Genomic DNA, 19,672 nt, shown 5'->3' with positions numbered 1-19,672 from the left:
CGGAAAAGCCCCCACTAACCGATCTGGACCAGCGTATCGCTGATAAATTCATAAGGCGGCACCACAAGATTCTTGGGTGCCGGGCCTTTGCGGATGCGGCCGGCGCTATCGTAGTGCGAACCGTGGCATGGGCAGAACCAGCCATCGAAATCGCCCGACTGCCCGGTCGGCACGCAACCGAGATGAGTGCAATTGGCGATCATGATCAGCCATTCTTCATGGCCGGGCTTGGTGCGCTGCTCGTCGGTCTCGGGATCCTTGAGGTCTGCCAGCGGAACCGCCTTGGCCTCGTCGATCTCGGCCTGAGTGCGATGCCGCACGAAAACCGGCAGGCCGCGCCAGGTGATCGTCACCGACTGGCCCTCTGGAATATTGGCGAGATTGAACTCGATACTGGCCAGCGCCAGCGTCGAGGCATCGGGATTGAGCTGGTTGATCAGCGGCCAGACCACTGCCGCCGCGCCCACGGCACCAACGGCACCGGTTGCGACATACAGGAAGTCCCGCCGCGTCGTTGAATGTTCTGCTTGCGTAGCCAAGGTCACGATCCCCGTACAATACACGCCCGACGCGGCCGGCAGCGGCAAGGCTCCTCACGCATAAGCGGAATCAGCCGCCGTCCACCCTCAAGCGGCCCGTCAGTCCGGGGTTCTTTTTGCACTGTCACAGGAACTTGTCCAGTGCGCCCGGCAATGACATGGAACAAGTGCGACACTATTCCCAACCCGATTGCCGCAACAGACCTTAAAGTGCCAAATCCACGGCGGGGATACCGCCTTGTCCGAGGAGTCCATGTCCGTAGAACTCGCCCTCTATCAGCCTGATATCGCTAACAATACCGGTACGCTGATCCGGCTTGGCGCCTGCCTGGGCGTCACGATTCACATCATCCACCCCACCGGCTTCCCCTTTTCGGCCAAATCACTGGCTCGAGCCGGGCTCGACTATGTCGACCACGCCATCGTGCGCGAGCACACGGGCTTTGCCGCATTCCAGGCATGGCGCTTGTCCGAGGGCCGGCGGCTGGTGCTGCTCTCCACCAAAGCGACGATTTCGGCCTATGCCGCCCGATACGAGGCCAACGACATCCTGATGGTGGGCCGCGAAAGCGCAGGCGTACCCGATACCGTGGCCAACACTGCCGGCCTTTGCGTGCGCATTCCGATGCGCGACGGTTTGCGCTCGATCAATGTGGCGCTGGCCGCAACGCTTATCCTGGGGGAAGCAAAAAGACAGACCGATGGGTTTACAGGGCTGCAATGAGCGTTCATTCCACTTCCACCATGACTCTTCCGACCGGTATCGACGACAAGAAAGCCACAGCCGCCGCCTGGTTTCGCGCCCTGCGCGACCGGATTTGCGCGGCCTTCGAACAGCTGGAGGCCGATGTCAGCGGCCCCAACAGCCATCTGCCGCCTGGCACATTCGAGCGCACCCCCTGGGATCGCGCTGCCGGCGGGGGTGGGGAAATGTCCATGCTGCATGGCCGGGTCTTTGAAAAGGCAGGCGTGCATATCTCGACCGTCCATGGCGAGTTCTCGGCCGATTTCGCCAAGCAGATGCCGGGCACCGAAACGGGCGCCCAGTTCTGGAGTTCGGGCATTTCGCTGATCGTGCACCCCTGGAATCCTCATGTTCCAGCCGTGCATATGAACACGCGCATGATCGTCACCGGCAAGCAATGGTTCGGTGGCGGGGCTGATCTGACCCCGGTGCTGGATCGCCGCCGTGTTCAGGACGATCGCGACAATCTCGATTTCCATGCCGCCATGCGAGCCGCCTGTGCGGATCGGCCGGGCATTGATTACCAGCGCTACAAGGACTGGTGCGACGAGTATTTCTTCCTGCCCCACCGCAATGAACATCGCGGCATTGGCGGCATTTTCTACGACCAGCTCAATTCGGGTGATTGGGCGGCCGATTTCGACTTCACCAAGGCGGTAGGCGAGGCGTTTCTGGGGATCTACCCCGAACTGGTGCGCCGCAACTATGAAACGGCATGGACCGACGCGGACCGCAACGAACAGCTGATCCGGCGCGGGCGCTATGTCGAATTCAACCTGCTCTATGATCGGGGCACCATGTTCGGCCTCAAGACCGGTGGCAATGTGAATTCGATCCTCTCCTCCATGCCGCCTGAAGTGCGCTGGCCCTAGCCATGAGCATCTCGGCGCTCGAGATTGTCGGCTATCGCTCCGTGCGGAAGATTCGCTTCCCGATCCGCCGCCTGACCGTGCTGGTCGGCGGCAATGGCGTGGGCAAGACCAATCTCTACCGGGCGCTCGAACTCTTGCAGACCTGCGCCCGCGGCACGCTGGCCGAAGAGATCGCCCGCGAGGGCGGCCTCAGCTCGATCTTCTGGGCCGGCGGCAAGAATCTCACGGCCGATGGCAGTTTCGATCCGCGCTACCGGACCGACGGCTTTCGCAAGGGCGAAGGCAATAGCCTTCGGCTCGAAGCCCAATTCGAGGAACTGGGCGAAGGCGGCATCGACCCGCGCTATCAGATCGAGGTGGGCTTTGCGCCCGCCAAGGCCGCCGCAGCCTTCCCCAATGAGGCGCAGGTCAAGGCCGAGACGATCCAGCTTGTCCAGCGCGGCAAGACCGTATCGTTGATGGAGCGCAAAGGGGGCGTCGCCTGGGCGCGCGATGACGCAGGCCGCAAGCAGACCGCCAATGACGACCTGCTGGCCAGCGAGACGGCACTGGCGGCATTGTCGGGCCGCCCCGAAATAGCCGCGGTACGCGATGCGCTACTGGGCTGGCGGTTTTATCATGGCTTCCGCACGGACGCGGATTCGGTACTGCGCCGGCCCGCCCGTGCCGTCACCGCCCCCATGCTCGCCTCGGACGGCAGCAATCTGGGGGCGGTGTTTGCCACCCTGCGCTTCATTCGCGAGGACACGACCGACCTCGACGCCGCGATTGCCGATGCCTTTGGTGGCGCAGAACTCGTCACCGAGATCGGTGAATTTGCCACTTTCGGCATGCGCTATCCCGAAATGCCCAAACGGGCCTTCGCGCCGCATGAACTCTCCGACGGAACGTTGCAGTTTCTGGCCCTGGCCGGGGCCTTGCTCTCCTACCGGCTGCCCCCGTTCATTGCCCTCAACGAGCCTGAAACCAGTCTGCATCCCAGCCTTTTGCCCATGCTGGCCCGCATGATCGTCAAGGCCGCAGAACGCTCGCAAATCTGGGTGGTAACGCATTCGCGCGAACTGGCCGACGCCATCGCCGCCGAAAGCGGCGTGCTGCCGCGCGAAGTCACGCGCGATGATGACGGCACCTGGATCGAGGGGCTGAGCCAGATCGGTCTGTTCCCGGACGAATAAGAGACATGGTGCCACGACCTCGTTCTTCGACAAGCTCAGGATGGAGGTCTACGGGGGTATTCGGCGCGCTGTCAGTAGACCTCATCGTGAGCCTGTTGAACCACGAGGTCCTGGCACAAATTCCGGAACCCTCCCCCGCCCCGCACGTTCCCTCCCACTGCTCAAACTAGGGAGATGCAGATGAAACGCTTTGATTCGGGCTCACTGATCCCCGGCTCCACCTGGCATGCCGAAGCGGAAAGCGAAGCCGAGGTGGTGCGCCGCGCGGTAGAAAATCTCAAGACCCTGCATGGCGAAACCGATGTGCGCCCCGACATGATCGAGCGCATCAAGGAGCGCATCGTCGATACCGGTGCGCCTGCGAAGAAGGCAACCAAGCACTAGGACCAGATGGCAGTCCAGCGCCGCTTCACCTCTCCCCTTGGGGGAGAGGTCGGCCCGTTTGGGCCGGGAGAGGGGGCCTTTCTTCGTATACGGCATCAAGAAAAGGCCCCTCACCCCACCCTCTCCCCAAAGGGAGAGGGTGCGGCAGCCCCAATGCCGCAGCAAAAGACCTACCGGCGTGAATGTCGATTCAGCCTAGACCCTAGCCTGCGCCAGCAGCGACTCCCGATCCAGCGCGAAACCGCTATCGATCCAGATGCGCTCGAGGCGCGCCAGTTCCTGGCCCAGGGCCGGCCCCGGTTTGATGCCGAGGCCGGCCAGATCGTTGCCCGAAATCGGAAACGGCACCAATTGCACCGCGGCAAGCGAGCGCGCGGCTTCCGCCAGCCGGTCAGGCTTCCAATTGCCTTGCGCGGCGGCCAGCGCCAGCCCCTCGACGGCCACTTCACCAAACCGATAGGCGGCCTCATCCAGCCGGTCCTGCTCGACCATGTCAGCAGCGGTCGCAACGGCCTGTGCCGCACGCATGACCTCGTTGGAGAGCCGCCATTGCTGCTGCACGCTATCGGCGGGCCGGTCTCCGATCAGAACGGCGAGGCGCGTGGCAGGCGTAAAACCGCCCAATGTCTCATAGGCCTTGAGAATCTTGATCCGGTCGGCGTCGATCTCAACCAACCCGATGGCCGCCATGGCACCCAAAGTCAGCGCGATATCGGGCAAAGCCAGCATGCGCATGATTTCGCTGCCGACCCGCTCGGCCGACAAATGGCCCAATTGCCCCACCGCCGCGGCACAGGCGGCAAGCCCGTCGGGGTCCAACTTTTCACCCCCATGGCTGGCTGAAAACCGGAAGAAGCGATAGACGCGCAAGCCATCTTCGGCGATCCGCATCGCGGCGTCGCCGATGAACCGCACGCGGCCATTGAGCGCGTCATTGATGCCACCCAGCGGATCAAACAGGGCGCCATCGGCCCCGCAATAGAGCGCATTGAGCGTGAAATCGCGCCGCGCCGCGTCCTCGGCCCAGTCATTGCCGAACGCCACCACGGCATGGCGTCCATTGGTTTCGACATCGCGGCGCAGCGTTGTGACCTCGGCCAGGGTCTCACCCAGCTTGAGGGTCACCGTGCCGTGGTCGATGCCGGTGGGGTAATGGGCGATGCCATTGGCCTTGGCGCGCGCGATGACCTCGTCGGGCGTGAGTTCGGTCGCCAGATCAATATCGGGATTGTCCCGCTCGCGGCGCAGCAACGTGTCACGCACCACCCCGCCAACGGCGCGGGTGCGGCCCATGCCGCCATCGAGCGCAGCAAGAATCGCCTGCGTTTCCGGGCGGACCAGCCACTCGGCGCTCGCCAGCCGTTCTTCGGGGCTCATAATGCAGCCTCCCCAAGGGCCAGGTCGCGGAACTGACGGGTGAGGTTGGCGGTAATGCCCCAGATGGTGTGGCCATCATGGTCGATCTGCCAGGTGCTGTGTTCCCGCCCATTCCGCTTGATGCGGAAGCGGCCATAACTTTCGGTGTCCAGAATGCGCTGCAGCGGCACCTCGAACACCGAATGCACCTCGCCCGGATTGGGCACAAAGGGGCCGCTGGGCGCCACTTCGGCAATAACCGGGGTGATCAGGTAATTGGTGCCGGTGAAATAGGTGGGCATGAAGCCCAGAATGCGCGCGTCCTTGCGCCGCATCCCCACTTCCTCATAGGCCTCGCGCAAAGCCGCTGCCCCGACATCGCTATCGGATGCATCCACCTTGCCGCCAGGAAAAGCCACCTGGCCGGAATGCGCCCGCAAGTCTGGCGAGCGCTCAGTATAGAGCACGGTATAGCCCTCGGGCCTCCGAATCAGCGCGATCAGCACCGCCGCCGGCACGGGCGGACGATCAAAAGCCCGCTCCGGCAGCCAATCGGGCACCAGGTGCTCCCCGCCCGGCAGAGCAGGCGGCGCCGGCAGCAGCCGCGCGGCAAGTTGATCGATGACGGAAGCGTCCAGCGACAAGAGGCACCAGCAATTCAAATCGGAATGAGGAGCTTAAGCGAGCCTGCCCGCCCCTGCATCCCTTTTATCGCTGGAAAGCCACGATCGAACCGCTCAGCGTCGTGGCCAGCGATTTGTCATCGGCATAGACCAGCACGCGGGTCGGATCGACCGGGCCGGGGAACTGGATGGCGCCCAGGGTCGTGGGCTCCCAGCCCAGGGGGCAATAGTAATCGCGGTCGCCCACCAGCATGACGAATTGGCCATCGCCCCGCGCCAAAGCGCGCTTGGTGACTTCGCGGGCCAAGAGCTTGCCGGCGCCAAGCTTGCGGAAATTGGGGTGAGTAGCCAGCGGGCCGAGCATCCAGCCATTGATGCCGCCAACGCTGATCGGGGTCATCCAGACCGAGCCGCAGGCCGTGCCATCCACCTCGGCAACAAGGCTCAGGCTCCTGTCGATCGGGAACCGCTCGCGAATGCGAAAGGCCGTGCGGGCAAACCGGCCCGGACCAAAGGCAATGGCCTGCAATTCCTCGATGAAAGCATCATCGGCGGCAGTTGCATAGCGAACGGTCGGAACACGAAGGGGCGAAGCGGAGACAGCAGCGGCCGCAGCCGAAGGCGCAGATTGAAGGCTCATGACAAGTTCCAGGATGGAATGCGTAGGACAAACCCGGCACCCCAAGAGGGGCACCGCTTCAAAGGACCGCTTACGGTCGTCGTGTCACCAGCAAAACCTTTACCATCCTGGGCGCCTCCACGCCTGAAAATCGCATTAGCACCATGGGCGCCTCGCGTAAACAGAAAGGTATTGCAGCGCCGAAGAAAATCAAGGCCTTCGGCAGGCGCTGTGTTCAATATGCACAACACTTCGTCACGCCATTGGGTTCTTATCCTTCCCGCCGCGCCGGTCTATGTGAAGGGCAACGTATTCGGCTTGCCGGACTTAGACCTGCAAACGAGACGACAACATGACGGAAAGGCTTCGATCGTGGGACAATTGATCGACGGTAAATGGTCCACCCAATGGTACGACACCAAAAAGACGGGCGGCAAATTCGAGCGCAGCCAGGCGGGTTTCCGCAATTGGGTCACTGCCGATGGCAGCGCCGGCCCATCGGGAACAGGCGGGTTCAAGGCCGAGGCGGGACGCTATCATCTTTATGTGTCGCTGGCCTGCCCCTGGGCGCATCGCACGCTGATCTTCCGCAAGCTCAAGAATCTTGAAGACCTGATCACCGTGTCGGTCGTCTCGCCCAAAATGCCCGACGAAACCGGCTGGAGCTTCAAGACCGATGAAGGCTCGACCGGTGACGGCCTGCTCGGCAAGGACTTCCTGTGGCAGGTCTATACAAAGGCGGTGCCGGACTATACCGGCCGCGTCACCGTGCCCGTGCTGTGGGACAAGCAGACCGGCACGATCGTCTCCAATGAAAGCTCGGAAATCATCCGCATGTTCAACTCGGCGTTCGACGAGTTGACCGGCAATACCGACGACTATTACCCCGAAGCCCTGCGCCCCCAGATCGACGCCATCAATGCCCGCGTCTATGACGACATCAACAATGGCGTCTACAAGGCCGGCTTTGCCACCAGGCAGGAGGCCTATGACGAGGCCGTCGCCAAGCTGTTCGACGCGCTCGATTGGGTCGAAGGCCTATTGGGCGAAACCGCTTATCTGACCGGCGAGGCCATCACCGAAGCCGATTGGCGGCTGTTCACCACGCTGGTGCGGTTTGACGCGGTCTATGTCGGCCACTTCAAATGCAACCGCAAACGCATCGCCGACTATCCCAATCTCAGCCATTATCTGAAGGCGCTCTACGAGGTTCCCGGCGTCAAGGAAACGGTCGATCTCGACCATATCCGCACGCATTATTACTGGAGCCACATCACGATCAATCCGACGCGGATTATCCCGATTGGGCCGGAGCTGCCGTTTTTGAAGTAGGTTACGCTTCCTAACACTTGCGCTATTCCCTCCGTTCATCGTCATCACCCGGCTTGTCCGGGTGATCCATATCTCGGCACGCGCGGCGGCATGGATTGCCCGGACAAGCCGGGCAATGACGATAAAGGGGCTAGCTTGGGAGAAAGCCGAGAGTTCTCAAAGTGCCCCGATGACAGCCCTCAATACCCCCAAACCTCCCGCTTGGGTTGGCCATCGAAATACTCATCGATCCGCTGCGACGTCGCTGGGGTCACCCCCTGGGGCAGCGCCTTGCGGTCGAACCAGCCGGCTTCGGCAATCTCGTGATTGGGCTTGAAAGCGCGTTCCAGCACATGGTTCTTGGCGACATAGAAGGCGACATGGTCGCGATCGGTGACGGGGCTGGCATTGTGATAGATGCCGAACAGCTCGATCGGCCCGGTGACCCGGTAGCCAGTCTCTTCCAGCGCTTCGCGCCGTGCCGCCGCTTCCATGGTTTCTCCGGGATCGACGCCCCCGCCGGGAAATTGCCAGCCCGGCACATAGGTGTGGCGGATCAGGAACACCTTGTCCCCATCCACCAGCATGATGCGCGCGCCTATGGTCATCCTGTGCCAAAGCCCCTTGAGAGTCAGGAAGACCTTGGCGCGCACCTGCTGGAATCGATTCATCTGCATGGCTGGCTCCGTTTTCGCCCTATCGGTAGCAGAGCTTTGATGACGACAAAATTGACGTTACGGGCGATTGTCCGTTTTCTTGCCCCTTCCCTTCTGGCATTACGCCCTCAATGATCACCCTTGCCCATATCTCCGACATCCATCTTTCGCCCATGCCCGAGGTCGCGCTGCGCGATTTGCTCGGCAAGCGGCTGACCGGCTTTCTCAACTGGAAACTCAAGCGGCATGGCGAACTCAATAGCGAGACGCTGGGGCGCCTTGTTGCCCATATGCAGGGCCAGAATGCCGATTTTACGGCAGTCACGGGCGATTTGACCAATCTGGCGCTCGATAGCGAAGTGGCGCGCGCCGGCAAATGGCTCGAGGCTTTGGGCAGCGCCGATCGCATTGCGGTCTGTCCGGGCAATCACGACGCCTATGTGCCCGGCGCGCTCGAAGCCGCCCAAAAGGATTGGGGCGGCTATCTCAAGGGCGAAACCCTTGACGGAGCGGCCTTTCCCTTCGTGCGTCGCATGGGCGAGCTGGCCATCATTTCCTGCTCAAGCGCGGTTCCCACGCGCCCCTTCCTCGCCATCGGCCGCTTCGACGAAAAACAGGCCGACCGCCTGGGGCGCATTCTGAAGGCCATGGGCGATGCCGGCTATTTCCGCACCGTGCTGATCCATCACCCGCCCAATGCCGAATTGCAGCATCCCTCATTCGGCCTCAAGGGGCACAAGCTGTTCCGCCAGGTCGTTGCCGAGCATGGCGCCGAACTGATCCTGCACGGCCATACCCACCGCTCCTCGATCCATTCCATTCCCGGCAAGAACCACGAAGTGCCGGTCGTCGGCGTTGCCGCGGCCAGCGCCGCACAGGGCGGCACACTGGACGATCCGGCGCGCTACAACCTGTTCCGCATCGAGAAATCCGGCGAAGGCTGGACCTGCACCATGCGCGAATACGGCTTCCAGCGCCTGGGCTCGGACATCGTCATGCGCCTGCAAATGCGGATCTACTGAGCGCTTTTCGGCGCGTTTGTTATCGTTCGATAGGTTTGGCATTTCGCTCGGTACGTGCGGCTCAAAGTTCGCACTGGTCTGGCTCTCCATGACTGCCTAGGTTAGTTTGAGAAGTTGCTGTAATGTCGGGAAGGCGCCCCATTTCAGCCATTGGCGCGGTGTCGACCGCATCCCAAAAGCGGCCGTTCCGGTGAAAGGCCGGCAATGGCGATAACGGGGTGAATTGCTGCCACGCCGGTAATCAGCTGCCAACGGCAGGCAAGTGCCGGAGCGGCATTCCATTGCGCGTCGCGTCGTCAATGTAGGGACGGTCGATAGATGAACTCTTGGATGCGACCGTCGAGAGTTCGGGTTTCCAGCAGCTCAAGATCGAAGTCCTGGGCGCCCTGGAACAGCGGCTCGGTGCCGGTCAGACCGGTGATTGCGGGGAAGACCGTTACCTGCAGGCGGTCGACGAGACCCGCGGCAAGCAGCGACCGGTTGAGCGACAGGCTGCCGTGTGTTCGTAGCGGAACTGCAGATTCCTGCTTGAGACGGGCAAGGATATCGACGCCATCGCCGGCCTCGACGGTGGCATTCGGCCAATTCAGCGGCGCCTTCAGGGAGTTGGACACGACCGTAGTCGGCAGGTTCACCATGCGATTGACCCATGGATCGAAAACGTCCGAATCCGGATCATCTGAGGAGCGCATGCTCGCAAACGCCCTGTAAGTTCTGGCTCCAAGCACCAGACGCTGCTCCTCGCTGTAGAGGGCGAGACGATGGGCAAGCAGCTCGGGACCCTGCTTGCCCCAATAGCCACCCCAGCCGCCGCTCACACTCCCGAAGCCGTCCAGGCTGCAGAATACATCGACGGTCAAAATTGCGGTCATGATAACCTCCTGTCGGGGTTGAGTGCGCGCAGGTTCGACTGGTTTATCGCCCGGCTTCAGAACGACGAACGAGGCCATGCGAAATAGACATGCTTCGTGAAGAATCGCCGGGGGGCACGCAACGTCCCTTTTGTCCGTGAAGTTCCATCGCCGGAGCGATGCGCCAATGCCTGGGTAGGCCACCGAATCTCAGGGATCGATTTATGATGGCGCTTAGTCTGGAACCCAATCCGTCGGCGAACTGATCATCCAGGGATACGTATAGGCCGCAAATTTTTCCACCACCTCGGCGGCATTGGGCGTCTTGCTGGCGACGGCGGCGACAAGCGCTTCGATTAGACCCAAAATGGCGGTGTCAGACGGCGGGTTGAATTCATGATGCGCCTCGACCAGCAGCGATAGCGCGCTCATGGCGGCCAAGGGCGAATTGAGATGATCGGTGATCGCCAGGACAGGTATGCCGTGTTGCCTGGCATGCTGGGTCACCACCAGCGTATCGCGCATGTAGAAGGCGAAGGCTACCGCGATGACAAGGTCGTTTTCGCCAAACTTGAACAATTGCCGCCCAGCGCCGACCACACCACCACCATTTTCGGCCGTGCGGACCGATTTTCCGGTGAGTTCCAGCCCGACGGCAAGGATATTGGCGAGGCTGCCCGCATTCTCGAAACCGGCGATGTAAATGCGTTCGGCATTGACGATCATCTCGACGGCTTTTTCGGTCTGTGATGCGGTGAGGTTGGAGATGGTCGCTTCGAGGTTAGCGATATCCTCGCGCATTGAGGCGATCATCACCTCCTGCGGGCTGGCGCCCTCCGCCAGCTTCTGCTTGAGCCGCTCAGCCGGAGCAAACAGGGATTCAAAGCCCTTAATCAACTCGCTGCGGAATTCAGCATAGCCGGCAAAGCCGATGGCGGTGGCAAACCGATTGGCCGTCGCAACCGACACCCCGACGGTTTCCACCGCCTCGTGAATGCTCATGCGGGCCAGGGTGACGGGATCGGCCAGCACCTGGTCAGCGAACTGGCGCAGCGCCGAGGACAGGTCCGAATAATGCGTGGCAATACGTTGGGCGACCAATGTTTGCGCTGGAAGTCTATTTTTTGTGCGCATCTATTTTTCTGCCGGTTTTCCGCTCAATAAACTTGAAACTCCTGTTACAGGTGATATCAATCTCTGTAACAAAAACAACATCCCAGGGTGAGGACGCCGTGCTGCCACGGCGCAGGTTCTTCGTCGCCAAGGAGCGTAACGACATATGAGCAAGCTGCCACCACTTTCTCTTACCCGCCGTCAGATGCTGGTTAGCATGGCCGGCACCGGCCTCGCCATGAGCATTCCGGGCTGGGCCGTTGCGCAGGCTGGCGCCCCCGTGACCACAGCCCTCGGCTGGATCCCCAATGCCGAATATGCCGGCCTGTGGATCGCCATCGAGAATGGCTATTTCGCCGAGGAAGGTATCGACATCAGCTATACGCCGGGTGGCCCGAACGCCCCGGGCGTGCTGGTCGCACTCGCGGCGGGTGATGCCAATTATGCCGGGGCGGACTGGATTCCCTTCTTCGAGGCCCTGAAACGCGGCAACGACTTCGTCGTTCTCGGCGCTGCCTTTCCCACCAGCCCCGCGGCGCTCCTGTCCATGGCCGCCCACCCGGTGAAAGAGCCCAAGGACCTCGTTGGCGCACGCATTCTCAACCAGATGCCGGCCGACAAGAACACGATAGACTTCATTCTCACCAAGGCCGGTCTGCCGCTCGATTATACGCTGGTGCCGACCGGCTTCTCCCCCGAGCCATTGGTGGCCGGCGATGGCGACGCCTATTTTGCCTTTGCCACCAACCAGCCGATCACTCTGGAGAATATGGGCCTCGCCCGCGACAAGGATTTCTTCGTCACCCTGATGAGCGATCTTGGCTATTCGACCCCGGCCGGCATCATTGTCGCCGACCGCAAATATGTCGAAGAGAACCGTCCGCGGGTGGTCGGCTATCTCAAGGCGCTGCTCCGCGGCTGGATCGAGAACGGCAAGGACCTCAAGGTTGCGGCCGAGCTGATCATCAACAAGTACGGTGCCGATTTCGGTCTCGAGCTGGCCCAACAGATCCGGCAGAACGAACTCGGCCAGCCGCTGATCCAGGCGGCCGACGCACCCGGCCCGTTCTGGTTCGACCCGGCAGTCGTCGACACGACCATTGCCGAAATCGCCAAGGCATCCGGCATCGACTCCATCCCGGCCTCTTCCGAGATCGTGGACCTCGGCCCGCTCGAAGAAGCCATCGCGGCCATCAAGGCCTGACCGTCTCCCTGACTGTGGTGGAGGTGTTCGCACCTCCACCACATTTTTCCGGACTTTCCGATGACCGAAACCGCCATCCATCTCGATCGCGTCGGCAAAAGCTTTGCCCTCGACAATGGCAAGCAACTGACCGCACTCAGCGAGATCGATCTCCGCATCGGCAAGGGCGAGTTCGTGGCGCTGCTTGGGCCTTCCGGCTGCGGCAAGAGCACGGTCCTGCGGTTGGCGGCCGCGCTGGAAACGCCGAGCGCCGGGCGCGTGACGATCGACGGCAAGGAGCCACAGGCTCTCAGCCGCGCCCATCGCCTGGGCGTCGCCTTCCAGGATCATGCCTTGCTGCCCTGGCTCGACATCTTCGCCAATGTGGCCCTGCCGTTCCAGGTCGCCGGCCGAAAGGTCGACGACGCTCGCGTCAAGGAACTGATCGGGCTCGTTGGGTTAGCGGGTTTTGAGAAGGCGCGGCCGCGCCAATTATCCGGCGGCATGCGACAGCGTGCTTCCATCGCGCGTGCTCTTGCCCTGCAACCCGATGTGCTGCTGCTCGACGAGCCTTTCGGCGCATTGGATGCGGTTACCCGGCGGCATATGAACCTGGAGCTGCAGCGCATCTGGAGTGCACAGCGGATTACCACGCTTCTGGTCACGCATTCTGTCGACGAAGCGCTTTTCCTGGCCGACCGCGTGATCGTCATGAGCGGCCGTCCCGGACGCATCATCAGGGACATCAGTATTCCCTTCGAGCGCCCCCGGCATCCATCCGTCATGCGCGACAAGCGCTTCCACGAACTGGTTGACGAGCTGACCCTGGCGCTCGAGCCGGAAGGGGCCGCGCCATGACGCTGCAATCGGAGGCGGTGCATCGCCTCGTTCTTGGGGCCGTGGGGGTGGGGCTGTTCCTGGCTATCTGGCAGGTCATCGGCACCTATCGGCTGGCGGGAATGACCTGGCCTCCGTTGACCGACGTGCTGGCTTTCATAGCCGATCCCAGCAAGCAAGGCCTGTTCGTCCGGGCCATGCTGGCCAGCTTTGCCTCGGTCGCCCTGGGCTATGTCGTGGGTATTCTGAGCGGCGTCGCTGCAGCCATGTTGGGACAGGTGCTGCCGATCATGCGGCCCGGCCTCGACCGTCTCGTTGCGGTCATCCATGCCGTTCCACTTGTGGCTCTGGCGCCAGTCTTCATGGTGCTGGCCAATCGCGACCTGACCCCGCCCGCCATCTCGGCGCTGGGAGTCTTCTACATGATCTACGTCGCCACCACCTCCGGCCTAAAAGCCGCCAGCCATACCCATCGGGATCTGTTCACTGCGCTTGGTTCCAGCCCCACGAGCCGCTTTCTTCGTCTTGAACTGCCGGCGGCGCTGCCGGCGCTAGTCTCGGGCATGAAGCTGGCCATCCCCGTGGCCTTCATTGGCACCATTGTCGGCGAATGGTTCGGCGCCTCGCGCGGCCTTGGCCTGCTGATGGTTTCGGCCATGCAGAACTTCCAGATCCCATTGCTGTGGAGTGCCGTGCTGATCGTCACAACGGCATCGCTAGCCCTCTTCGGGCTGATGAGCCTGTTCGAACGTCTCGTCTATGGACGGTTCCAATGAGCGGCGTACGCACCTTCATCTCGCACTACTGGGGCGTTCTTGGCATCCTGCTACTCTGGCAGGCCTGGGTCAGCATTTCCGGTCTCAACGCGATCGTGCTGCCGAGCCCGCTCAGCGTCGTGGCGGACCTCGTCGCCAATCCGGCGATCTATGCAGGCAATGCTGGCAAGACCTTCCTCGTCGCTGTCCTGGGGCTGGCCTTCGGCCTCCTCGCCGGTGTGCTCCTGTCGCTGGCCGCATGGACATCGCGCCTGCTCAACGGCCTGCTGACACCGCTCGGCCTGATCTTTTCGTCCATTCCCGTTGTGGCTTTGATCCCGATCCTGGCGCGCCTGCTCGGCTATGACATGCGCACGGAAATCGCCATCGTCGCCGTCGCAGCCTTCTTCCCGACTTTCGTCTTCGTTGGGGCGGGCCTCAAATCCCGGCCGCCTGGCAGCGATGATCTGTTCAATGTACTGGGCGCCACCCCCTGGCAGCGCCTCCTGCGCCTCGTCATGCCGGCTGCCGTGCCCAACATGATGGTTGCCCTGCGCCTGACCGCCCCCGAAGCCGTACTGGCAGCCATTCTCGCCGAACTGCTCATGGGCACCTCGGGCCTTGGCTTCATGTTCCGCGAGGCCGCCGGGCGGTTCGCTATGGAGCGCGCCTTCGGCACCTCGATCATCGCCACCATCACCGCCGTTATCGTCTTCGGTCTGTTCATGGCGGCCGAAAGGCGCGTCGACGCGCTGTGGAAATAACTCTTCTCTCACCTCTCAGGAGCCCATCATGAAAGTCCAGCAGCCGCCCGATCCGTGGCAGCGCACCACCACCGAACATGGCTTTGCCGCCGACGAAGTCATCTCGGCGCTGCAAAAATGTACCCGCCGCGGCATGACGCAGAACGTCCTGCTTCTGGCCTGGGAAATGTTCATCACCAGCCCGGAAATGGAAGAAATGATGTGGTCGCGCCTCTGCGTGATCGCCGTGGAAGACATCGGCTTCGGCAATGTCGACGCGCCCGTGCTGGTCGAGACGCTCTATCAACAACACCTGCGCTACCCACGCCCGGCCGGCGATCGTTTCCTCTTTGCCGCCCATGCCATCCGACTGCTGACCGGCTCCAAGAAGGACCGCACTAGCGACGACATGGTCAACTGGGCGAAGCGTTCCATCGAACTGGGCGAAAACTTGCCAGAGATTCCCGATATCGCGCTCGACATGCACACTCGCCGTGGCCAGGAAATGGGCCGCGACTATCTATTCTTCATGACGGAAGCTTCCAAGGTCATTCCCGAGATCGAGAATAAGGACCAGAGCTACAAGGATTGGATCCTGAAAGCACTGGCCGACGGGAAGCTCACATGAGCCCGACCCACAAGGTCTATATCGCCGGACCGGAAGTCTTCCTACCCAATGGCTTCGACCAGATGCGCATCAAGGGTGAAATGGCTCTGGCTGAAGGATTTTTCCCTAGCACGATGGCCGAAAACGACCTCGACCCAACCGGCGCCACGCCCTTCGAATTCGGCTGCCAGATCAGCGCCGCCAACGAGCGGATGATGCGAGAGGCCGATTTCTGCATTGCCAACCTGACGCCGTTTCGCGGTATCTCCGCCGACGTCGGAACCGGCTATGAAGTCGGTTTCATGATCGCTCTGGGCAAGCCGGTGTTCGGCTACACCAACATCAGCAAGCTCTATTACGACCGCTTGCTCGAAGACTATTACGGCGGCAAGGCCGAGAAGGACGCTGACGGCGTGCTGCGGGGCGCCGACGGGCTGATGATCGAAGACCACGGCATGGTGGACAATCTGATGTATGACGGCGGCATTGCCGCCATCGGCGGCAGGCTGGTGCGTCGCGACGTGGCGCCTGGTCGCATGCTCACGGACCTCGGCGGCTATCAGGAATGCCTGAAGCTGGCGCGCGAACTGTTCGACAAGCGCTGATTTTGGAGGGCGGAGACGACAGGCGTCGCACGCGTGGGCGGATTGAGCGTGGCAACCCACACCACATGGCCTGAAACGCTTGTTTCGTGCCTCCGCCTCGACCAGCCGTTGACAAGCCAGGCCATCAACCAATGCCGCAGATAGGGTCTTCGATGAGTTCGAGAATGGTTCATTCCAGCGCTGTTCCCTCCGGAACCCTGTTGAGCAGATACGACAGCCCACCGGCTTATGCCGATTGCTTTGTCGTTGATGTCGATGGAACCGCTGACGTGGGCAGCTTCTGCGCGGCGTTCTATACGACGTTCCTGTTCCGGATCGAGCGCGTCATTCTTGCGATGCTGGGCCGCAATGCTACCGACCATGATGCGGCCTCGTTGGCACGGGGAGAGCGCCAAGGAATTCGCGGCCTGGACAGTTGAGCAGCGCAATGAGCAAGAGATACTCATGCGTGATGCGACGGGGCGCACACGGTCATGGTTCATGACCGCACCGCTGGGCTCGGGTGGCACGCGGCTATTCTTTGGCTCGGCGATCAGCGCCACGACAACAGGACCCGGCAAGCCTGCCTCGATCGGTCCTGTGTTCCAGATGCTCCTGGGTTTTCACAAGCTCTATTCGAGGACCCTGCTGGCCCAGGCAGCCGCGAAAATCCGTCGGAACGCCCAGGACTGACCCGCAGGGCGCGGCGCAGTGGCCATCCAGGCGATCAAACGGTGATGACGACCTTGCCGAATTGGTCGTTGGATTCGAGATGGCGATGGGCCCCAACGATATCGTCGAATGCAAAACTCTTCGAAATGGTTGGCTTCAGGTCGCCAGACTGCACCCCTTCGAGAATGAAGGCCTTGGCAGCCTCGAGCTTTTGCGGGCTGCGGACAGTCTCGTGGACGAGATAACCGCGGACCGACAAGGTCTTGCTGAGGGCGATAAACAGCGGGAAGGGCGTCGGTTCCGGACTAAGGCCGCCATATTCGATGATGGTTCCACCAACCGATGCGGCGCCGGCCAGCGCTTCCACCATGGGTCCTCCGATAGCGTCCAGAACGGCCTTCACACCGGCTATGCCGGAGATTTCCTTCAGCCGGGCTTCGACATCTTCCTCTGCCGCGGCGATGACGTAGGCGGCGCCGGCGTCAAGCAAGGCCTGCCGCTTCGTCGACGTCCGGGTGATGGCGATCGGTGTCGCCCCGATCTTGCGGCAGATCTGGATGGCGGCGAGGCCAACGCTGCTCGAGGCTGCGGTGATGGCTGCGAAGTCGCCCGCCCGCAGTCCGCACACGTCGATGAGGGCGCCATGCGCGGTCAGGTAGGCCATCCACAGCGCAGCCGCCTCGCCCCATCCCAGATTCGGCGGATGCCTGACGACATGAGCGAATGGGATAGTCGCGAGTTCTCCGTGCATCGGATATGCGATCATCGAGATCGGTGGCACAACGCTCACGGCGTCGCCGATAGCGAGCCCCGTCACCCCTTCGCCCAACGACTCCACCGTGCCCGAGGCTTCAAGTCCGAGCCGTGCGGGCAGCGTCGGCGTTTCGATATAGGCTCCGGCGCGCATGAGCGCTTCGGCGCGGTTGAGCCCGAGCGCCCTGGTGCGAATGCGCACTTCGCCGGGGCCAGGCGGGGCAACGTCCACCTCCTCGATGCGGAGAACTTCAGGACCACCGAACTGGTGGAAACGCACGACACGTGCCATGGGCTAACTCCAAATGGTCATTAGATAGGGGAATCGGGACCCTGACCCGTCGCCAGAGTCGTCGAAATAATCTTCGTGAAACGCATCTTGCTTTGGCCGGCAGCGCCTTCGCGTTCGTAGAAGCGAATTGCATCCGCGTTCCACGCCGGTGTCTGCCACTCGATCCGGTGCACGCCCGCTCCATCTGAAAGGTGGCACGCGTGGTCGAAGAGGCGCTTGCCAACGCCTCGACCGCGCGCATCCGCGCGGACGAACAGGCAATCGAGATAGGCGAAACGGCTGGCGCTCCAAAGCGCATAGTCGAATGTGAAAGCGGCGTAGCCGGACAGCGCGCCGTGTTCTTCAGCCACGATCAGGCGGATGGGTGGATCCGCTTGATGCAGGACGAATACGATATCGTCCTCGTCCAGAGTTGCCGACGCCCCTTCGAACGCTGCGTGTTGCCGGATCAAGTCCAGTAAACGCGCAGCGTCCGCCGGGACTGCATTTCTGACGAGGCGCGTCACGCCGCTTCGTCTGAGACGAGGGTGAAACCTTCGTCCAGCCAGCCGGTTACACCCCCGGCCATGATCTTGACCGGCCGCCCGAGTTCGGCAAGTCGCAACGCACCACGGGCCGCCCCATTGCAATGGGGACCAGCGCAATAGGTGACGAAGATCGTGTCTTCCGGCCATTCAGCCATCTTGGACCGCACAATCTTGCCATGGGGAAGGTTGATGGCTCCGGCAATGTGGCCCTTGGCGAAAAGCGCCGGGCCGCGCACGTCCAGCAGGACGAAATCCGCGCCCTTTTCGAGGGCGTCGTGGGTGTCCCAGCAATCGGTTTCAAAGGTGAATTCTGCCGCAAAATGCTCCCGGGCCAGGGCGCTGGGGGCCGGTGGAATAGCGGTAACGGATGTTGCCATGATTGGTCTCCTTGCATCGCCAATCTGTCCGAACCTAGCCGGGGCTTGCAATTGGCTGGAATGACAATATACGTAAACATCATGCCAAACCTCTCCGGTCCCCTTGTCGTCGCCCTGCTCTACGATGGTCTGTGCACCTTCGAGTTCGGCATCGTTGCGGAAATCTTCGGCCTCGCGCGCCCTGAGATGGGCCCCGAGTGGTATCGCTTCGCAAGCTGCGCGGTGGATAAAGGGCCGATGCGCGCCCATGGCGGCTTTACCATAATGGCCGATAGCAACCCGGAGCTGCTGCAACAGGCCGATATCGTCGTCGTTCCCGGCTGGAAGGGAGCGGACGTTCCTGTCCCTGACGCGCTTTGCCAGCAGCTTCGTGCTGCCCATGAACGGGGCGCGCGGCTAGTATCCATTTGCTCCGGCGCCTTTGTCCTGGCGGCGACGGGGCTCCTCTCCGGCGGCACCGCCACGACACATTGGCGATATGCCGACAAGCTCCGCACGCTCTATCCCGAGGTCGCGGTTGATGACGCCTCGCTCTACCGGGAGCACAACCGGATTTACACATCCGCGGGCAGCGCTGCCGGCATTGACCTTCTGATCGAGATCATCCGGCAGGACTTTGGCGCCACCGCCGCGAATTCGGTGGCAAGACGCCTGGTGATGCCTGCCCATCGCACGGGCGGCCAAGCCCAGTTCATCGAGCGCCCGGTTGCACAGCGTGAAGGTCTGGAGATCGCTCCGCTTCTGGAGAATGTCCGGGCAAATCTGGCGCAAAACTGGAGCGTGGACCGCATGGCCGAGCAATGTCGGATGAGTGTCCGGACGTTCATGCGCAGGTTCTCCGAAGCCACGGGCCAGACACCGGGAGATTGGCTCGTGTCCGAACGTGTCGGCGAAGCGCAACGGCTGCTCTGCCAGGGGCAGGCGAATATGGACCTGGTGGCGCTGGCGTCGGGATTTGGCAGTTCTCATACGCTTCGCCACCATTTTCGGAAAAGGATCGGCATCAGCCCGAGCGAATTTCGCAAGCGCTTCATCAACGAGACCCCTGGCAGTTGGGTATCCGCGGCACTTTGATC

Annotated in this window: 25 protein-coding genes; 15 read left to right on the top strand and 10 right to left on the bottom strand. The window is 62.1% G+C overall.

Translation table 11 applies throughout. The features are described from left to right. Window positions 1-14 precede the first annotated feature (14 nt). Window positions 15-539, bottom strand: coding sequence for a ubiquinol-cytochrome c reductase iron-sulfur subunit (gene petA / locus FF80_RS19640; protein ID WP_035103610.1), 525 nt, complete (start codon window positions 537-539; stop codon window positions 15-17). Between the two features lie 253 nt (window positions 540-792). Here petA and FF80_RS19635 point away from each other — a divergent pair, with 253 nt between their 5' ends. The 4 genes from FF80_RS19635 to FF80_RS19620 all read left to right on the top strand — a co-directional run bounded on the left by FF80_RS19635 (window position 793) and on the right by FF80_RS19620 (window position 3,715). Beyond that, entirely contained in the window at window positions 793-1,263 is a 471-nt protein-coding gene (locus FF80_RS19635; RefSeq protein WP_035103445.1) for a TrmH family RNA methyltransferase, read from the top strand. Beyond that, window positions 1,260-2,156 (top strand): oxygen-dependent coproporphyrinogen oxidase, encoded by an 897-nt coding sequence (gene hemF / locus FF80_RS19630; RefSeq protein WP_035103443.1) that lies wholly within the window; start codon window positions 1,260-1,262, stop codon window positions 2,154-2,156. Before FF80_RS19635 ends, hemF begins: the two co-directional genes overlap by 4 nt. A gap of 2 nt (window positions 2,157-2,158) precedes the next feature. Next, entirely contained in the window at window positions 2,159-3,331 is a 1,173-nt protein-coding gene (locus FF80_RS19625) for an AAA family ATPase (RefSeq protein WP_035103441.1), read from the top strand. Between the two features lie 180 nt (window positions 3,332-3,511). Further along, window positions 3,512-3,715, top strand: a complete 204-nt coding sequence (locus tag FF80_RS19620) for a DUF1059 domain-containing protein (protein WP_035103439.1) — start codon at window positions 3,512-3,514, stop codon at window positions 3,713-3,715. A gap of 195 nt (window positions 3,716-3,910) precedes the next feature. On the opposite strand, the gene FF80_RS19615 is transcribed toward FF80_RS19620, so the two are convergent. The 3 genes from FF80_RS19615 to FF80_RS19605 all read right to left on the bottom strand — a co-directional run bounded on the left by FF80_RS19615 (window position 3,911) and on the right by FF80_RS19605 (window position 6,334). Beyond that, the gene (locus FF80_RS19615; RefSeq protein ID WP_035103437.1) at window positions 3,911-5,092 is read right to left on the bottom strand and encodes a CCA tRNA nucleotidyltransferase; all 1,182 of its coding nucleotides are present in this window, start codon (window positions 5,090-5,092) and stop codon (window positions 3,911-3,913) included. After that, window positions 5,089-5,715: a CoA pyrophosphatase gene (locus tag FF80_RS19610; protein WP_052153791.1), complete on the bottom strand. Its 627-nt coding sequence runs from the start codon at window positions 5,713-5,715 to the stop codon at window positions 5,089-5,091. Before FF80_RS19610 ends, FF80_RS19615 begins: the two co-directional genes overlap by 4 nt. A gap of 64 nt (window positions 5,716-5,779) precedes the next feature. Beyond that, entirely contained in the window at window positions 5,780-6,334 is a 555-nt protein-coding gene (locus tag FF80_RS19605; protein ID WP_052153790.1) for an N-acetyltransferase, read from the bottom strand. 351 nt (window positions 6,335-6,685) lie between these two features. On the opposite strand from FF80_RS19605, the gene FF80_RS19600 reads away from it, so the two are divergent. Continuing rightward, window positions 6,686-7,645 (top strand): glutathione S-transferase family protein, encoded by a 960-nt coding sequence (locus FF80_RS19600; RefSeq protein ID WP_035103435.1) that lies wholly within the window; start codon window positions 6,686-6,688, stop codon window positions 7,643-7,645. Window positions 7,646-7,824: 179 nt separating this feature from the next. Here FF80_RS19600 and FF80_RS19595 read toward each other — a convergent pair whose 3' ends face one another. Further along, window positions 7,825-8,301, bottom strand: coding sequence for an NUDIX domain-containing protein (locus FF80_RS19595; protein ID WP_052153789.1), 477 nt, complete (start codon window positions 8,299-8,301; stop codon window positions 7,825-7,827). A gap of 110 nt (window positions 8,302-8,411) precedes the next feature. On the opposite strand from FF80_RS19595, the gene FF80_RS19590 reads away from it, so the two are divergent. Further along, on the top strand, window positions 8,412-9,302 hold the full coding sequence (locus tag FF80_RS19590) for a metallophosphoesterase (RefSeq protein ID WP_035103433.1): 891 nt from the start codon (window positions 8,412-8,414) through the stop codon (window positions 9,300-9,302). A gap of 296 nt (window positions 9,303-9,598) precedes the next feature. Here FF80_RS19590 and FF80_RS19585 read toward each other — a convergent pair whose 3' ends face one another. Together FF80_RS19585 and FF80_RS19580 are read right to left on the bottom strand one after the other, a co-directional pair. Beyond that, the gene (locus FF80_RS19585) at window positions 9,599-10,174 is read right to left on the bottom strand and encodes a dihydrofolate reductase family protein (protein ID WP_035103431.1); all 576 of its coding nucleotides are present in this window, start codon (window positions 10,172-10,174) and stop codon (window positions 9,599-9,601) included. 213 nt (window positions 10,175-10,387) lie between these two features. Continuing rightward, a complete protein-coding gene (locus FF80_RS19580) occupies window positions 10,388-11,287 on the bottom strand; it encodes a MurR/RpiR family transcriptional regulator (RefSeq protein ID WP_035103429.1) in 900 nt (299 codons plus the stop codon). A 145-nt stretch (window positions 11,288-11,432) separates the two neighbouring features. Here FF80_RS19580 and FF80_RS19575 point away from each other — a divergent pair, with 145 nt between their 5' ends. From FF80_RS19575 to FF80_RS19545, 8 genes are all read left to right on the top strand, one after another. Next, window positions 11,433-12,470 carry an ABC transporter substrate-binding protein gene (locus FF80_RS19575; RefSeq protein WP_035103427.1) on the top strand — a complete coding sequence of 346 codons (1,038 nt, stop codon included), beginning with the start codon at window positions 11,433-11,435 and terminating at the stop codon, window positions 12,468-12,470. 60 nt (window positions 12,471-12,530) lie between these two features. Then, the gene (locus FF80_RS19570) at window positions 12,531-13,307 is read left to right on the top strand and encodes an ABC transporter ATP-binding protein (RefSeq protein WP_035103425.1); all 777 of its coding nucleotides are present in this window, start codon (window positions 12,531-12,533) and stop codon (window positions 13,305-13,307) included. Further along, window positions 13,304-14,062, top strand: a complete 759-nt coding sequence (locus FF80_RS19565; RefSeq protein ID WP_035103423.1) for an ABC transporter permease subunit — start codon at window positions 13,304-13,306, stop codon at window positions 14,060-14,062. Before FF80_RS19570 ends, FF80_RS19565 begins: the two co-directional genes overlap by 4 nt. Further along, window positions 14,059-14,805: an ABC transporter permease subunit gene (locus tag FF80_RS19560; RefSeq protein ID WP_035103421.1), complete on the top strand. Its 747-nt coding sequence runs from the start codon at window positions 14,059-14,061 to the stop codon at window positions 14,803-14,805. The genes FF80_RS19565 and FF80_RS19560 overlap by 4 nt, the downstream gene beginning before the upstream one ends. 28 nt (window positions 14,806-14,833) lie before the next feature. Continuing rightward, window positions 14,834-15,412 carry an ATPase AAA gene (locus FF80_RS19555; protein WP_035103419.1) on the top strand — a complete coding sequence of 193 codons (579 nt, stop codon included), beginning with the start codon at window positions 14,834-14,836 and terminating at the stop codon, window positions 15,410-15,412. After that, on the top strand, window positions 15,409-15,996 hold the full coding sequence (locus FF80_RS19550) for a nucleoside 2-deoxyribosyltransferase (RefSeq protein WP_035103417.1): 588 nt from the start codon (window positions 15,409-15,411) through the stop codon (window positions 15,994-15,996). Before FF80_RS19555 ends, FF80_RS19550 begins: the two co-directional genes overlap by 4 nt. A gap of 164 nt (window positions 15,997-16,160) precedes the next feature. Then, the gene (locus tag FF80_RS21750; RefSeq protein ID WP_152558444.1) at window positions 16,161-16,415 is read left to right on the top strand and encodes a hypothetical protein; all 255 of its coding nucleotides are present in this window, start codon (window positions 16,161-16,163) and stop codon (window positions 16,413-16,415) included. A 25-nt stretch (window positions 16,416-16,440) separates the two neighbouring features. Beyond that, window positions 16,441-16,668 (top strand): hypothetical protein, encoded by a 228-nt coding sequence (locus FF80_RS19545; RefSeq protein ID WP_152558443.1) that lies wholly within the window; start codon window positions 16,441-16,443, stop codon window positions 16,666-16,668. A 34-nt stretch (window positions 16,669-16,702) separates the two neighbouring features. Here the strand turns inward: FF80_RS19545 and FF80_RS19540 are convergent, their stop codons facing one another. The 3 genes from FF80_RS19540 to FF80_RS19530 are packed head-to-tail and all read right to left on the bottom strand — an operon-like array spanning window position 16,703 to window position 18,596. Then, on the bottom strand, window positions 16,703-17,692 hold the full coding sequence (locus tag FF80_RS19540) for a zinc-dependent alcohol dehydrogenase family protein (protein WP_035103413.1): 990 nt from the start codon (window positions 17,690-17,692) through the stop codon (window positions 16,703-16,705). Between the two features lie 20 nt (window positions 17,693-17,712). Next, window positions 17,713-18,198, bottom strand: a complete 486-nt coding sequence (locus FF80_RS19535) for a GNAT family N-acetyltransferase (RefSeq protein WP_052153786.1) — start codon at window positions 18,196-18,198, stop codon at window positions 17,713-17,715. After that, window positions 18,195-18,596: a rhodanese-like domain-containing protein gene (locus tag FF80_RS19530; protein ID WP_035103411.1), complete on the bottom strand. Its 402-nt coding sequence runs from the start codon at window positions 18,594-18,596 to the stop codon at window positions 18,195-18,197. The genes FF80_RS19535 and FF80_RS19530 overlap by 4 nt, the downstream gene beginning before the upstream one ends. A gap of 81 nt (window positions 18,597-18,677) precedes the next feature. Here FF80_RS19530 and ftrA point away from each other — a divergent pair, with 81 nt between their 5' ends. Next, window positions 18,678-19,670: a transcriptional regulator FtrA gene (gene ftrA, locus FF80_RS19525; protein ID WP_035103598.1), complete on the top strand. Its 993-nt coding sequence runs from the start codon at window positions 18,678-18,680 to the stop codon at window positions 19,668-19,670. Window positions 19,671-19,672: the final 2 nt, after the last annotated feature.

The organism is Devosia sp. LC5 (assembly GCF_000735585.1).
In the GTDB taxonomy this organism is placed as follows: Bacteria; Pseudomonadota; Alphaproteobacteria; order Rhizobiales; family Devosiaceae; genus Devosia.
The sequence above is the reverse complement of the archived record's forward strand: the minus strand, read 5'-3'. Positions and strand labels throughout refer to the sequence as shown.

Excerpts from the sequence above, each read along its gene's own strand:
- FF80_RS19635 (WP_035103445.1), top strand. The coding sequence starts at position 793 with ATGTCCGTAGAACTCGCCCTCTATCAGCCTGATATCGCTAACAATACC.
- hemF (WP_035103443.1), top strand. The coding sequence starts at position 1,260 with ATGAGCGTTCATTCCACTTCCACCATGACTCTTCCGACCGGTATCGAC.
- FF80_RS19625 (WP_035103441.1), top strand. The coding sequence starts at position 2,159 with ATGAGCATCTCGGCGCTCGAGATTGTCGGCTATCGCTCCGTGCGGAAG.
- FF80_RS19620 (WP_035103439.1), top strand. The coding sequence starts at position 3,512 with ATGAAACGCTTTGATTCGGGCTCACTGATCCCCGGCTCCACCTGGCAT.
- FF80_RS19615 (WP_035103437.1), bottom strand. The coding sequence starts at position 5,092 with ATGAGCCCCGAAGAACGGCTGGCGAGCGCCGAGTGGCTGGTCCGCCCG.
- FF80_RS19605 (WP_052153790.1), bottom strand. The coding sequence starts at position 6,334 with ATGAGCCTTCAATCTGCGCCTTCGGCTGCGGCCGCTGCTGTCTCCGCT.
- FF80_RS19595 (WP_052153789.1), bottom strand. The coding sequence starts at position 8,301 with ATGCAGATGAATCGATTCCAGCAGGTGCGCGCCAAGGTCTTCCTGACT.
- FF80_RS19590 (WP_035103433.1), top strand. The coding sequence starts at position 8,412 with ATGATCACCCTTGCCCATATCTCCGACATCCATCTTTCGCCCATGCCC.
- FF80_RS19585 (WP_035103431.1), bottom strand. The coding sequence starts at position 10,174 with ATGACCGCAATTTTGACCGTCGATGTATTCTGCAGCCTGGACGGCTTC.
- FF80_RS19580 (WP_035103429.1), bottom strand. The coding sequence starts at position 11,287 with ATGCGCACAAAAAATAGACTTCCAGCGCAAACATTGGTCGCCCAACGT.
- FF80_RS19575 (WP_035103427.1), top strand. The coding sequence starts at position 11,433 with ATGAGCAAGCTGCCACCACTTTCTCTTACCCGCCGTCAGATGCTGGTT.
- FF80_RS19570 (WP_035103425.1), top strand. The coding sequence starts at position 12,531 with ATGACCGAAACCGCCATCCATCTCGATCGCGTCGGCAAAAGCTTTGCC.
- FF80_RS19565 (WP_035103423.1), top strand. The coding sequence starts at position 13,304 with ATGACGCTGCAATCGGAGGCGGTGCATCGCCTCGTTCTTGGGGCCGTG.
- FF80_RS19560 (WP_035103421.1), top strand. The coding sequence starts at position 14,059 with ATGAGCGGCGTACGCACCTTCATCTCGCACTACTGGGGCGTTCTTGGC.
- FF80_RS19555 (WP_035103419.1), top strand. The coding sequence starts at position 14,834 with ATGAAAGTCCAGCAGCCGCCCGATCCGTGGCAGCGCACCACCACCGAA.
- FF80_RS19550 (WP_035103417.1), top strand. The coding sequence starts at position 15,409 with ATGAGCCCGACCCACAAGGTCTATATCGCCGGACCGGAAGTCTTCCTA.
- FF80_RS21750 (WP_152558444.1), top strand. The coding sequence starts at position 16,161 with ATGGTTCATTCCAGCGCTGTTCCCTCCGGAACCCTGTTGAGCAGATAC.
- FF80_RS19545 (WP_152558443.1), top strand. The coding sequence starts at position 16,441 with ATGCGTGATGCGACGGGGCGCACACGGTCATGGTTCATGACCGCACCG.
- FF80_RS19540 (WP_035103413.1), bottom strand. The coding sequence starts at position 17,692 with ATGGCACGTGTCGTGCGTTTCCACCAGTTCGGTGGTCCTGAAGTTCTC.
- FF80_RS19530 (WP_035103411.1), bottom strand. The coding sequence starts at position 18,596 with ATGGCAACATCCGTTACCGCTATTCCACCGGCCCCCAGCGCCCTGGCC.
- ftrA (WP_035103598.1), top strand. The coding sequence starts at position 18,678 with ATGCCAAACCTCTCCGGTCCCCTTGTCGTCGCCCTGCTCTACGATGGT.